13 protein-coding genes, 1 tRNA gene and 1 other annotated feature are annotated in these 13,980 nt (G+C 37.8%); all 14 genes read right to left on the reverse strand.

Annotation, left to right across the window (positions count from 1 at the left end):
* Positions 1-78 precede the first annotated feature (78 nt).
* The 14 genes from rpsL to sigH all read right to left on the reverse strand — a co-directional run bounded on the left by rpsL (position 79) and on the right by sigH (position 13,976).
* Positions 79-453 (reverse strand): 30S ribosomal protein S12, encoded by a 375-nt coding sequence (rpsL, locus tag EB239_RS13860; protein WP_003868702.1) that lies wholly within the window; start codon positions 451-453, stop codon positions 79-81.
* Between the two features lie 54 nt (positions 454-507).
* Positions 508-762, reverse strand: coding sequence for a ribosomal L7Ae/L30e/S12e/Gadd45 family protein (locus EB239_RS13865; RefSeq protein WP_003870268.1), 255 nt, complete (start codon positions 760-762; stop codon positions 508-510).
* 95 nt (positions 763-857) lie between these two features.
* Positions 858-4,412, reverse strand: a complete 3,555-nt coding sequence (gene rpoC, locus EB239_RS13870) for a DNA-directed RNA polymerase subunit beta' (RefSeq protein WP_003870269.1) — start codon at positions 4,410-4,412, stop codon at positions 858-860.
* A 42-nt stretch (positions 4,413-4,454) separates the two neighbouring features.
* Positions 4,455-8,174: a DNA-directed RNA polymerase subunit beta gene (gene rpoB / locus EB239_RS13875; RefSeq protein WP_003870270.1), complete on the reverse strand. Its 3,720-nt coding sequence runs from the start codon at positions 8,172-8,174 to the stop codon at positions 4,455-4,457.
* Positions 8,175-8,400: 226 nt separating this feature from the next.
* Positions 8,401-8,778, reverse strand: coding sequence for a 50S ribosomal protein L7/L12 (gene rplL / locus EB239_RS13880; protein ID WP_003870271.1), 378 nt, complete (start codon positions 8,776-8,778; stop codon positions 8,401-8,403).
* 37 nt (positions 8,779-8,815) lie between these two features.
* Positions 8,816-9,349: a 50S ribosomal protein L10 gene (gene rplJ / locus EB239_RS13885; RefSeq protein WP_003870272.1), complete on the reverse strand. Its 534-nt coding sequence runs from the start codon at positions 9,347-9,349 to the stop codon at positions 8,816-8,818.
* A 13-nt stretch (positions 9,350-9,362) separates the two neighbouring features.
* Positions 9,363-9,485: a sequence feature (ribosomal protein L10 leader region), on the reverse strand.
* A gap of 47 nt (positions 9,486-9,532) precedes the next feature.
* Positions 9,533-10,225, reverse strand: a complete 693-nt coding sequence (gene rplA / locus EB239_RS13890; protein ID WP_003870273.1) for a 50S ribosomal protein L1 — start codon at positions 10,223-10,225, stop codon at positions 9,533-9,535.
* 46 nt (positions 10,226-10,271) lie between these two features.
* Positions 10,272-10,694 carry a 50S ribosomal protein L11 gene (rplK, locus tag EB239_RS13895; protein WP_003868695.1) on the reverse strand — a complete coding sequence of 141 codons (423 nt, stop codon included), beginning with the start codon at positions 10,692-10,694 and terminating at the stop codon, positions 10,272-10,274.
* 46 nt (positions 10,695-10,740) lie between these two features.
* Positions 10,741-11,265, reverse strand: coding sequence for a transcription termination/antitermination protein NusG (gene nusG / locus EB239_RS13900; protein ID WP_003868694.1), 525 nt, complete (start codon positions 11,263-11,265; stop codon positions 10,741-10,743).
* Positions 11,266-11,297: 32 nt separating this feature from the next.
* Positions 11,298-11,495 carry a preprotein translocase subunit SecE gene (secE, locus tag EB239_RS13905; RefSeq protein WP_003870275.1) on the reverse strand — a complete coding sequence of 66 codons (198 nt, stop codon included), beginning with the start codon at positions 11,493-11,495 and terminating at the stop codon, positions 11,298-11,300.
* Positions 11,496-11,524: 29 nt separating this feature from the next.
* Positions 11,525-11,674, reverse strand: a complete 150-nt coding sequence (rpmG, locus tag EB239_RS13910) for a 50S ribosomal protein L33 (protein WP_004402360.1) — start codon at positions 11,672-11,674, stop codon at positions 11,525-11,527.
* A gap of 184 nt (positions 11,675-11,858) precedes the next feature.
* Entirely contained in the window at positions 11,859-13,061 is a 1,203-nt protein-coding gene (tuf, locus tag EB239_RS13915; protein WP_003870265.1) for an elongation factor Tu, read from the reverse strand.
* A 133-nt stretch (positions 13,062-13,194) separates the two neighbouring features.
* Positions 13,195-13,270 (reverse strand) — tRNA-Thr (locus EB239_RS13920).
* 61 nt (positions 13,271-13,331) lie between these two features.
* Positions 13,332-13,976, reverse strand: a complete 645-nt coding sequence (gene sigH / locus EB239_RS13925) for an RNA polymerase sporulation sigma factor SigH (protein WP_003870680.1) — start codon at positions 13,974-13,976, stop codon at positions 13,332-13,334.
* Between the last annotated feature and the right edge of the window lie 4 nt (positions 13,977-13,980).

Here is a 13,980-nt window from a genome sequence, read left to right on the forward strand (position 1 = left end):
CCTTTTCCCTCCTTTTGTGTAAAAACTTTACAATAATTAACTCTACTAGATACATTTATAGTTCCATTTCATCTTTTTTTACTTTTTAGGCTTTTTAGCGCCATACCTTGAACGAGCTTGCTTTCTATTGGCAACACCCGCAGCATCAAGGGCTCCTCTGATAATCTTGTACCTTACACCTGGGAGGTCTTTAACCCTTCCACCTCTTACTAAAACTACAGAGTGTTCCTGCAAATTGTGACCTATACCAGGGATGTACGCTGTAACCTCTGTACCATTTGTTAGCCTTACCCTTGCTATTTTTCTCAATGCTGAATTTGGCTTCTTAGGAGTTGTAGTCTTTACTACAACACAAACTCCTCTCTTTTGAGGATTACCCTCTAAAGCTGGAGCAGCAGATTTATATTTTACTGGCTTTCTTCCTTGTCTTACTAACTGATTTATTGTTGGCATTTTTGCACCTCCTTCCAAATAAATCAAGAAATAATTACCCCCTCAAAGGGGTAATTATTTCTTTTCACCTATAATATCCGCTGCAGCGGCAGCATTTACATCAATACCACACATTACCCCAAGTTCTTTCATAGTATCGACGTACACTATTCTAATTGATTTTTCCTCACATAGTTCTTTTATTTTTTTAGTAACATGTTCTTCCGCATCTTTTGCAATGTAGACCTGAAGTACATTGCAATTCATTATTGCTTTTAGAGTCTGCTTCGCTCCAACCACCCGCTTAGAAGGGCAATCTTGTCCCGCCATTCGCCTTCCTCCCATCAGGACAGCGGTTTTTAACACACTTAATAATTTTATCATTAAGCAGTTTAGCTGTCAACAGTAGAATTTCGTTTCAATCTTTAGTTGCTTGCCTTTACTTCTGTTTCTTCTTTTTCTTTATCTTGTCTTTCCTGTTGGTCATTCACTTTTTTTACAACAGAAATATTTCTATAGCGTGACAAACCTGTTCCAGCAGGAATTAGTTTACCTATTATCACATTTTCTTTTAATCCTAAGAGCGGGTCTACTTTACCTTTTATAGCCGCATCTGTAAGCACTCTTGTCGTCTCTTGGAAAGAAGCAGCTGATAAAAAAGAATCTGTTGCCAAAGCCGCCTTTGTAATTCCCAAAAGAGCTCTTCTTCCAGTAGCGGGTCTTAATCCTTTTTCAATTGCTTTTTTGTTTTCATCTTCGAATTTAAACATATCTATAAGCTCTCCAGGAAGCATTGAAGTATCTCCTGGGTCTTCTACTTTTACTTTTCTCATCATTTGTCTTATTATTACTTCAATATGCTTATCATTTATTTCAACACCCTGCAATCTATAAACCTTTTGAACCTCTTGTAGCAAGTAAGTCTGTACTGCAAATATTCCTTTTATCTTTAAAAGGTCATGAGGATTTACAGACCCTTCTGTCAACTCATCCCCAGCTTGTATTACCTGACCATCATGAACTTTAAGTCTTGAACCATAGGGAATGAGATAAGTCTTAGAAATATTGTTTTCTTCATCTGTTACAATGACTTCTCTTCTCTTCTTTGACTCATTGATTCTTACAACACCAGAGATTTCAGAAATTACAGCAAGTCCTTTTGGTTTTCTTGCCTCAAAAAGCTCTTCTACCCTTGGAAGACCTTGTGTAATATCTGCACCAGCTACACCGCCAGTATGGAATGTTCGCATTGTAAGCTGTGTACCTGGTTCGCCTATAGCTTGTGCAGCAATAATGCCCACTGCTTCGCCTATATTTACAAGTTCACCTGTTGCAAGGTCTCTACCATAACACATTCTACATACGCCGTGTCTTGACTTACATGTCAAAAGTGACCTTATCTTTACCTTTGTAATACCTGCTTTTTCGATTTTTTCTGCTTCCTCTTCGTTTATCAACTCATTTCTTCTGACAATTATATTGCCTTCATTATCAACCACGTCTTCAGCCGCAACTCTTCCTATTATTCTGTCAGCTAATTTTTCAATTATTTCATTTCCTTCTCTTATTTCTTCTACATAAATTCCTTCATCGGTTCCACAATCATCTTCTCTGACTATGACATCTTGGCTCACATCAACTAATCTTCTCGTCAAATAACCAGAGTCTGCAGTTCTTAAAGCTGTATCCGCAAGACCTTTTCTTGCACCGTGAGTAGATATGAAGAATTCCAACACATTAAGACCCTCTCTAAAGTTAGACCTTATAGGAAGCTCAATAATTCTTCCTGAAGGGTCTGCCATAAGACCTCTCATACCTGCTAACTGCCTTATCTGGTTTTTACTTCCTCTTGCTCCTGAATGAGCCATCATAAATATAGGATTAAATTTGTCCAAGCTTGCCATCAAAGCTTCTGTAACTTTTTCTGTAGTCATGTTCCATGTCCTTATTACGCTCTCATATCTTTCTTCCTCGGATATGAGACCACGTCTGAATTGGCTTTCAATTTTACTTACCATTTCATCTGCTTCTTTTAGAAGCTTCTCTTTTTCTTTAGGTATTACCATGTCAGATACACTGACAGTAATAGCTGCTTTTGTAGAATATCTGAAACCTAACTCTTTGATTTTATCAAGAGTTTCTGCTGTCTTTGTTGGCCCGTGTAATCTGTATACTCTATCTAAAATTTTCCCCAATTTAGATTTATCTACTAAATCATTAATTTCTAAGTCAAAAGCAGTTTCAGGATTAGTTCTATCTATATAACCTAAATCCTGTGGAATTGCTTCATTAAATATAATTTTTCCAACTGTTGTCTCAATTATTTTTGATTTTTTGACTCCATCAATTTCTTTTGTCATCTTCACTTTTATCTTAGCATGGATGTGAATGTATCCCAGTTGATATGCCATAATAGCTTCTTCAGGGCTGGAGAAATATTTGCCCTCACCTGGAACTCCCTCTTCATCTGCTGTTAAGTAATAACAACCTAATACCATATCTTGAGTAGGAGTCATAACAGGCTTTCCATCTTGGGGCTTGAGTATGTTATTAGCAGCCAGCATTAAAAATCGCGCTTCAGCTTGTGCTTCCATTGAAAGAGGTACGTGGACAGCCATCTGGTCACCATCAAAGTCTGCATTGTAAGCCGTACACACAAGAGGATGAAGCTTTATAGCTCTTCCTTCAACTAACACCGGTTCAAAAGCTTGAATACCCAATCTATGAAGTGTAGGTGCTCTGTTTAGTAACACAGGATGTTCTTTAATAACTTCCTCTAATACATCCCATACCTCAGGCTTTACCTTTTCAACCATTCTCTTAGCACTTTTTATATGCTGCGCCAAACCCTCATCTACTAATTTCTTCATTACAAAAGGCTTAAAAAGCTCTAATGCCATTTCTTTTGGCAAACCACATTGATAAACTTTAAGCTCCGGCCCCACTACTATAACGGAACGACCTGAATAATCTACCCTTTTACCTAAAAGATTTTGTCTGAATCTTCCTTGCTTACCTTTTAGCATATCAGAAAGGGATTTTAAAGGTCGGTTGCCTGGGCCTGTAACAGGTCTACCTCTTCTGCCATTGTCTATCAAAGCATCTACTGCTTCTTGTAGCATTCTTTTTTCATTTCTTACTATAATATCTGGAGCACCTAAGTCTAAAAGCTTTTTCAATCTGTTATTTCTATTGATTACTCTCCTATACAAATCATTAAGGTCTGAAGTTGCAAAGCGCCCACCATCCAACTGCACCATAGGTCTTAAATCAGGCGGAATTACAGGTATAACATCTAAAATCATCCATTCAGGGCGATTGCCGGAATCTATAAAAGCTTGCACTACTTCTAACCTTCTAATTGCTCTTACCCTTTTTTGGCCAGTAGATTCACGTATTTCAGCTCTCAATTCTTTGCTCAATTTTTCTAAATCTATTTCTTGTAACAATTCTTTTATAGCTTCGGCTCCCATCCCTGCTCTAAATCTGTTGCCATATTTATCAAGGTAATCCCTATATTCTTTTTCTGATAATAATTGCTTTTTAGTAAGAGGAGTATCGCCGGGGTCAATAACCACATATGATACAAAGTACAGCACTTTTTCCAATGCTCTTGGAGACATATCAAGAAGAAGCCCCATTCGACTTGGAATCCCCTTTACATACCATATATGTGCAACAGGGGCAGCAAGTTCAATGTGCCCCATTCTTTCCCTTCTAACTTTGGACCTTGTAACTTCAACTCCACATCTATCACAAACTACACCTTTGTATCTCACTCTCTTGTATTTACCGCAATGGCATTCCCAGTCTTTTGTAGGTCCAAAAATTCTTTCACAAAAAAGGCCATCCCTTTCTGGTTTTAACGTTCTATAATTGATAGTTTCAGGCTTTTTCACCTCACCTCTTGACCATTCTCTTATTTTTTCAGGTGATGCTAACCCAATTTTAATAGCCTCAAAATTTCTTAACTGAAACAAGGAGTGTCGCTCCTTTCTTCAATAAATTTTGGTTTTAACTAATTAAATGTCAAAATCTTCGTCAATCATCAAATCGTCATTTTCTATATCAAAACTATCTGGCTCAAAATCAATATCCTCTGGCAGTTCTTCAATCTCTTCTTCAAAGCCTTCTTCGTAGCTTTCTTCATACACTTCTTCTGGTGGCGTATCTTCGCGGCCTTCTATATTGATATTAAGAGTAGCATCTGGCACATCAGAATCGTCATCATCTTCAAATTCTTTTAATGGAATTTCTTGATTATCTTCTGTGATAACTTTGACATCTAATGCTAAGCTTTGAAGTTCCTTAACCAATACCTTAAAGGATTCAGGAATACCTGGTTCTGGTATGTTTTCACCCTTGACAATAGCTTCATAGGTTTTTACACGACCTGATACATCGTCAGATTTCACAGTCAAAATCTCTTGTAAAGTGTGAGCTGCACCATATGCCTCTAATGCCCATACTTCCATCTCACCAAATCTCTGTCCACCAAACTGAGCTTTTCCACCCAAAGGTTGCTGAGTAACCAAAGAATATGGTCCAGTAGACCTTGCATGCATCTTATCATCAACAAGATGGTGAAGTTTCAGCATGTACATATAACCTACTGTAACTTTATTATCAAAAGGCTCACCTGTTCTTCCATCGTACAATTGCACCTTGCCGTCCGGAGAAAAACCCGATTTAGCTAAAAGCTCTTGTATGTCTTCTTCCGTTGCTCCATCAAAAACAGGTGTAGCAATCTGCCATCCCAATGCTTTTGCAACAAGACCCAAGTGAACTTCTAAAACCTGACCAATGTTCATACGGGATGGAACACCTAATGGGTTTAAGCATATCTGCAAAGGGGTACCGTCTGGCAAAAATGGCATATCTTCTACTGGAAGTATCCTTGAAATAACACCCTTGTTACCGTGGCGCCCTGCCATTTTGTCTCCAACAGAAATTTTCCTCTTTTGAGCAACAAATACTCTTACCATCTGGTTGACTCCTGGTGGCAATTCATCACCATTTTCTCTGGAATAAACTTTAACATCTACTACTATACCTGACTCACCGTGAGGAACACGCAAAGAAGTATCTCTTACTTCTCTTGCCTTTTCTCCAAAAATAGCTCTTAAAAGTCTTTCCTCAGCTGTAAGTTCAGTCTCACCTTTTGGAGTAACTTTACCTACCAATATGTCACCAGCAGTAACTTCTGCACCTATACGTATTATTCCTCTCTCGTCTAAATCTTTTAAAGCATCTTCGCCTACATTCGGTATTTCTCTCGTTATCTCTTCTGGACCTAATTTCGTATCTCTTGCTTCTGCATCATACTCCTCAATGTGAATAGAAGTTAAAGAATCATCTCTAACCAATTCTTCACTTATCAAAATAGCATCTTCATAGTTGTAACCTTCCCAAGGCATAAATCCTACTAAGACATTTTTCCCAAGTGCAAGTTCACCGTGGTCAGTAGAAGGTCCATCGCATATAACTTGCCCTTTTTTCACTTCATCTCCTTCATTTACAATAGGCCTTTGGTTTATACAAGTTCCCTGGTTTGACCTCTTAAATTTAAGTAAATTATACTCATCCCTTCTACCGTCCTTTGTTCTAATTACAACTTTATCAGCAGCGACTTTTTCCACTACTCCATCGTTTTTCGCTAATACTACTACACCAGAATCAACAGCTGCCTTATATTCTATACCCGTTCCAATTATTGGTGCTTCAGGTTTTATAAGGGGTACTGCTTGCCTCTGCATGTTAGACCCCATCAAGGCTCTATTCGCATCATCATTTTCCAAGAAAGGTATCATAGAAGTAGCAACAGACACTATCTGTTTTGGTGAAACGTCCATGAAGTCCACTTCTGTTGGAGGTACAGCTATTATCTCTTCTTTTAATCTACATACCACTTTCTCATTAATAAACCTGTTGTTTTCATCTAATGGTTCGTTAGCTTGAGCTATAATATATTCATCTTCTTCATCTGCAGTCATATATACAATTTCATCTGTAACTGTACCAGTAGTTTTATCTACTCTCCTATATGGAGCTTCAATAAATCCATATTCATTTACACGAGCATAGGTAGTCAAAGATCCAATCAAACCGATATTAGGTCCTTCAGGAGTCTCAATTGGACATATCCTTCCATAGTGAGAATAATGAACGTCTCTTACTTCAAAACCCGCTCTTTCTCTACTAAGTCCTCCAGGACCTAAAGCACTTACTCTTCTCTTATGAGTAAGTTCTGCCAAAGGGTTAGTTTGGTCCATAAATTGAGAAAGCTGGGAGCTTCCAAAAAACTCTCTAATGGCTGCTACAACTGGGCGAATGTTTATAAGGTTTTGAGGAGTAATTTCATTCACATCTTGGATTGTCATTCTTTCTTTGACTACTCTTTCTAATCTCGCAAGTCCAATTCTAAATTGGTTTTGCAATAATTCCCCTACAGACCGCAGTCTCCTATTTCCTAAATGATCTATATCATCTATTGAACCTATTCCATGAGTTAAATTTAATTGGTAACTTATAGTGGCTATAATGTCATCTTTAGTAATGTGCTTAGGAACAAGTTCATCCATTCTATTTTTTATTTCGTTTATTACCGCCTCTTCATCAGAGAAATTGTCAAGTATTTCTTTTAATATACTTAAATTTACTGCTTCTTTTATATTTAAGCTAGATACATCATAAGGCATTGGATATTTATTTATATCCACCGTATTATTGCCTATTACTTTTACTACTTTACCCTCTACTAACACTTCTACTACATTTATGCCGCAATTTTGAATTTCTTCTGCCTTTTCTTTTGAAATTTTCTCTCCTTCTTCTACTAATATCTCACCTGTAACAGGGTTGACAATCTTTTTTGCACTCTTTAAGTTTGCAATTCTCGTTTTTAACGCAAGTTTTTTATTAAATTTATAGCGTCCAACTTTTGCTAAATCATACCTTTTTGCATCAAAAAATAATGCATACAAAAGGCTTTTAGCACTCTCGACAGTAGGCGGCTCTCCTGGTCTTAATCTCTTATAAATTTCTATTAAAGCCTCTTCTTCAGATTTTGTAGTATCCTTATCTAAAGTAGCTTTTAATTTTTCCTCTTCCCCTAAAAGGTCAAGAATTTGAATATCAGTACTATAACCCAAAGCCCTTAATAATACAGTAATTGGAACTTTTCTTGTTCTGTCAATTCTAACATATACTATATCATTGGAATCTTCTTCATATTCTAGCCAAGCGCCTCTATTTGGTATTACAGTTGCAGAAATTAATTTTTTCCCAAATTTATCAAATTGTTGTTCATAATAGACTCCTGGAGACCTAACCAATTGGCTTACAATTACACGTTCTGCGCCATTTATAATAAAAGTACCCTTTTCTGTCATTAAAGGGAAATCTCCCATAAATACTTCAGATTCCTTAATTTCCCCAGTCTCTCTGTTGGTAAGGCGTACTTTGACTTTCATCGGCACAGCATATGTAGTATCTCTGTCTTTACATTCTTCTACTGAATACTTGGGGTTATTTTCTAATCGATAATCAACAAATTCTAAAGCCAAATTCCCCGTAAAGCTCTCTATTGGGGAAATTTCTCTAAAGACTTCTCTCAATCCCTCCTCTAAAAACCATTTGTAGGACTTCTTTTGAACTTCAATAAGGTCGGGCATTTCTAATACTTCGTCGATCTTGGCAAAGCTCATTCTTGTCTTGTTGCCCACTTGTACAGGACGTACCATCCATTTCACCCCTTAAAAAATGTAAATTACCAAAAGTTTTCAACTTTTGGATTGCGCACAAAAGAACCCTATTTTACCATTATTATTCACCAACAGTCGTCCTCTTATACATATACATATATTAACAAATAAAAAAGGCCACTATTAATGCAATTTATTATAATAGCACAAGTGAAGATTTATGTCAACAATTCCCCATAAAAAAATAAGGGCAAAATTTTTGCCCTTATTTTATTTCTACTTTTGCACCAACTTCTTCGAATTTTGCTTTGATTTGATTTGCTTCGTCTTTGCTTACTCCTTCTTTAACTGGCTTTGGAGCACTTTCTACTAAATCTTTTGCTTCTTTTAGTCCTAAGCCTGTTACTTCTCTCACAACCTTGATAACTTTTATCTTGTCGCTACCTACTTCTTGTAAAATAACATCAAATTCTGTTTTTTCTTCAGCTGGTGCTGCTGCTGGTGCTCCAGCTGCTGGAGCTGCTGCAACTGCTACAGGAGCTGCCGCAGATACGCCAAATTCCTCCTCTAAAGCTTTTACCAATTCAGCTAATTCTAGAACTGTCATATTTTTTATGGCTTCCAAAATTTCCTCTTTGTTCATTTTCTCTACCTCCATCTTAAAATTTTTATTTTTGTTTTCAAGCTTCAGCTTGCTTTTTCTCTTTCACTGCATTTAAAGCATAAAGCAGGCTTCTCAACGTGCCAGACAACACGAAAACGAGGTTGGTAATAGGAGCTTTCATGCTGCCCAAAGCTTTCGCCACAAGCTCTTCCCTTGAAGGAAGCTCTGCCAAAGCCTTAATTTCTTCAACTGTCACTAACTTCCCATTTACAAGACCTGCTTTTAACTCAATTCCCTTGTGGTCTTTCATAAATTCCACAAGAACTTTAGCAGGCGCAACAGGGTCATCATATCCAAAAGCTACAGAAGTTGGCCCTCCAAAATATTTAATTAAATCATCTCCATAGCCTAGTTCCTTAGCTGCAATAGTCATTAAAGTATTTTTGTAGACTTTGTACTCAGAATTAGCTTCTCTAAATTTGCGTCTTAATATAGTATCATCTTCTACAGTCAAGCCACTAAAGTTTGAAAAAATCACTGTTTGTGCTCGTGACAATTTGTCTTTAAACTCTGCTACGATTTGTTGCTTTTTCTCTTTTGCTGTGCCCACCTTCCCACCTCCTTAAAAAATTTAAAAAGGATCCCGTAGACACGAGGATCCCTTTTGGGAATTTATTTCTAAAAACCTCGGTGGGATTTACGTGCAAAAGCACACCCACTGTCTACGGTCTTTTTATTCAATTTCAACGTCACTTATTATACCTTACATCTTTTTGTCTGTCAACAACTTTTATTAAAAAATCTTTAAAGGATTAACCTTCACGCCTGGTCCCATTGTAGAAGATAACACTACACTTTTGATGTATTGTCCTTTTGCGGCTGCTGGTTTGGACTTGATTATAGCATCCATAACTGCTCTGAAGTTTTCTAATAACTTCTCTTTCCCAAAGGATTTTTTCCCTATAGGAACGTGAATTATACCTGCTTTATCCACCCTGTACTCAATCTTACCAGCTTTAATTTCTTTAATAGCTTTTTCTAAATCAAAAGTCACAGTACCTGATTTAGGGTTTGGCATTAATCCTTTTGGACCTAATATTTTACCTAATCTCCCTACAGCTCCCATCATATCAGGAGTTGCAACTACAACATCATAATCAAACCAATTTTCATTTTGAATTTTTGCAACTAATTCTTCTGCTCCCACATAATCAGCACCTGCTGCTTCTGCTTCTTTAGCTTTTTCCCCTTTTGCAAAAACTAATACTTTCACACTTTTTCCTGTTCCGTGAGGAAGCACTACTGTACCTCTTACCTGTTGGTCAGCATGTCTTGGGTCAACACCTAGTCTTACAGCTAAATCAATTGTTTCGTCAAAATTTGCCTTTGCAGTTTTCAAAACAATATCTATTGCTTCATCACTGGAATACTGCTGTGTTTTGTCATATAACTTTAAGCTCTCTAAATATTTTTTCCCACGTTTCATTTTCTAACCTCCTTGTGGTATTATCGGACTTTCCTCCCACTTATTTTTATACAATCTCTATACCCATGCTTCTTGCAGTACCTGCTATCATCCGCATAGCAGCCTCTATATCAGAAGCATTTAAGTCTTTCATCTTGATTTCAGCAATTTCTCTAAGCTGCTCCCTTGTAATTTTTCCTACTTTTTGTTTGTTAGGTTGCGGAGAACCTGACTCTATTCCAGCTGCCTTTTTGAGTAGCACAGCTGCTGGTGGAGTTTTAGTTATAAAACTAAATGACCTGTCTGCATATATTGTAATAACAACAGGAATTATTAGCCCTGCGTCTTTGGCTGTCCTTTCATTGAACTCTTTACAAAAAGCCATTATATTAACACCGTGAGGTCCTAAAGCAGTACCTACTGGTGGCGCAGGAGTAGCTTTTCCCGCTGGCAACTGTATTTTTACAACTGCTGCCACTTTCTTTGCCATGATTACACCTCCTTACCAAATTAAAATAGCTTATGAGTTTCTACTTTTATATTTTTTGAAGTTGTACAAGGTCAAATTCAACCGGTGTCTCTCTCCCAAACATGGAAATTAAAACTTTCGCCTTTTGTCTTTCTGGATAAATCTCTTGAACTACTCCAATAAAATTCTCAAAAGGCCCAGAAATAACCCTGACAGTATCTTTTACATTAAGGTCAACTGCAGTTGGAATCTCTTTTATACCTAAAGCTCTAACTTCCGCTTCAGTTAATGGTACAGGTTTAGATCCAGGGCCTACAAATCCTGTAACACCCCTGGTATTTCGCACAACGTACCAAGTATCATCTGTCATAACCATTTTCACCAAAACGTAACCCGGGAAAATCTTTCTCTCGACAGTTTTCTTTTTACCGTCTTTAATCTCAACAACTTTTTCCGTAGGTACGATGATTTGGTGAATTAAATGCTGCAAATTCCTATTCTCTACAATTTTCTCTAAATTAGCCTTAACTTTGTTTTCATATCCAGAATAGGTATGAACCACATACCACTTTGCATTTTCTTTTTCTGGCATAGTCAACATCTGGGGACTCGCCCCAACCTCCTTTAAACTTTAATAATGAGCTTTAATAGATAACTAAAAACTGAGTCAATCAAAAAAATGAATACTGTAAAAAGAGCTACTACTATTAATACAATTTCCGTATAAGTTATCATAGTTTCTCTGCTTGGCCATGTCACCTTTTTCATTTCTGCCCTTACATCTTTGAAAAACTTGACAATTTTTCTTCCTTCACCGGCCATTTCCTCACATCCTCTTAAAGTTTTAAAAACTACTTAGTCTCTCTATGCAAGGTATGCTTTTTGCAGAATTTGCAGTATTTCATTAATTCTAACCTATCAGGGTCATTCTTCTTATTTTTTGTTGTATGATAGTTTCTATTCTTACACTCAGTACATGCCAATGTAATTTTTACTCTCAATTATTACACCTCCCGGTGATTCGACTGCTTAGTCAAATTTATCATAAATATAACTTCTTGTCAATCACCAAAAACAAAAAGTCTGTGTCAAAGATTTGTAGGTAGCTCATTAGTTGACATTTTGCACAGTTTGCTAAAGCATTGATTTAACTCAAAAGAAGCCAGGTTTGAACCCGGCTTCTCTTTACTCTATGATAGCTGACACGACGCCAGCACCTACTGTACGGCCGCCTTCTCTTATAGCAAACTTCAAACCCTCTTCCATCGCTATCGGTGTTATTAACTCTACTTTTATCGTTACGTGGTCCCCTGGCATTACCATCTCTACTCCATCCGGCAAGTTTATTACACCTGTAACGTCTGTCGTCCTAAAGTAAAATTGTGGCCTGTATCCATTGAAAAATGGTGTGTGCCTTCCTCCTTCTTCCTTCGTCAATACGTAAACTTGTGCCTCAAATTTCGTGTGCGGCTTTATCGTCCCTGGCTTCGCTAATACTTGCCCTCTCTCTACTTCGTCCCTCTGTACTCCTCTTAATAATACTCCTATGTTGTCTCCTGCTTGCGCCTCATCCAGTGTCTTCCTGAACATCTCTACCCCTGTTACTACTGTCTTCCTTGATTCCGTCGTCAATCCTATTATCTCTACTTCGTCTCCTACCTTTACCTTCCCTCTCTCTACTCTCCCTGTCGCAACAGTTCCTCTTCCTGTTATCGTAAATACGTCCTCTACTGGCATTAAGAATGGCTTGTCTATGTCTCTCTCCGGTGTCGGTATATATTCGTCTACTACATCCATTAACTGCCATATCTTCCCGCACCATTCGCACTCTCTCTTGCCACATCCACACTCTAATGCCTTAAGTGCTGACCCTACTACTATCGGTGTGTCATCCCCCGGAAACTCATATTCATTCAATAATTCCCTTACTTCCATCTCTACTAATTCTATTAATTCTGGATCGTCTACCATGTCTGCCTTGTTTAAAAATACTACTATATATGGCACTCCTACCTGCCTCGCCAATAATATGTGTTCCCTCGTCTGTGGCATCGGTCCGTCTGCTGCTGATACTACTAATATCGCCCCGTCCATCTGTGCTGCCCCTGTTATCATGTTCTTTACATAGTCAGCATGTCCTGGACAGTCTACGTGCGCATAGTGCCTCTTCTCTGTCTCATATTCTACGTGAGTCGTGTTTATCGTTATTCCCCTTGCTCTCTCCTCCGGCGCCTTGTCTATCTCGTCATATCCCTTCGCCTCTGCCATTCCTGCCTTCGATAATACCATCGTTATCGCTGCTGTCAACGTCGTCTTACCATGGTCTACGTGACCTATCGTCCCTACGTTTACGTGGGGCTTCTTCCTCTCAAATTTTTGCTTCGCCATCCTCTTTTCCTCCTTTACTTCAATAAACTTGTCCTGGTGTTTCTTAAAATTGTGTCATAAAAGTAACCCTTTATACATTAATAGGATTAAAAAGCACAACTTCTATGATAAAAAAAAACATCAATAACAAAATTGGAGCCCGCGACCGGGATCGAACCGGTGACCTCCGCCTTACCAAGGCGACGCTCTGCCTACTGAGCTACGTGGGCAAAAGGGAATATCACGACTCCGATTTTTGATTTTACTATAAAGTCTTCTAAATGTCAATAGTTAGCTGTTTCTCATTTCAAGATATCTTTCTAATTTTCTTTTTACACGCTGTAAAGCATTGTCTATAGATTTAACATGCCTGTTTAAATCTTCAGCAATTTCTTGATATGATTTACCATCCAAATATGATACCAAGACCTCCCACTCTAATCCACTCAATAATTCTTCCATCTTGCTCTCAATGTTAACGTATTCCTCTTTGCTTATTATTAACTCTTCAGGGTCGGCAACGCATTGGGTAGAAACAACGTCCATAAGAGTCCTATCAGATTCTTCATCAAAGATGGGCTTATTGAGGGAAACATAAGAATTAAGCGGTATATGTTTCTGTCTTGTTGCGGTTTTAATTGCAGTAATAATTTGACGAGTCACACATAATTCCGCAAAAGCTTTGAAAGAGGTGAGCTTGTCACTTTTGTAATCTCGAATTGCTTTATAAAGGCCTATCATTCCTTCTTGAATAATGTCTTCCTTATCGGCACCTACTAAAAAATAAGCACGAGCTTTTGCTTTTACAAAACTTTTATACCTTTCAATAAGGTACTCTAAAGCAACTTCGTCTCCTTTTTGAGCTCTAAAAACGACCTCCTCCTCTTCCATTTGGTCATATGGTTGATAGTAATCCTGCTGCGCCCCAGATTTCACCAAT

Source organism: Thermoanaerobacter ethanolicus JW 200, from assembly GCF_003722315.1.
Taxonomy (GTDB): Bacteria; Bacillota; Thermoanaerobacteria; order Thermoanaerobacterales; family Thermoanaerobacteraceae; genus Thermoanaerobacter; species Thermoanaerobacter ethanolicus.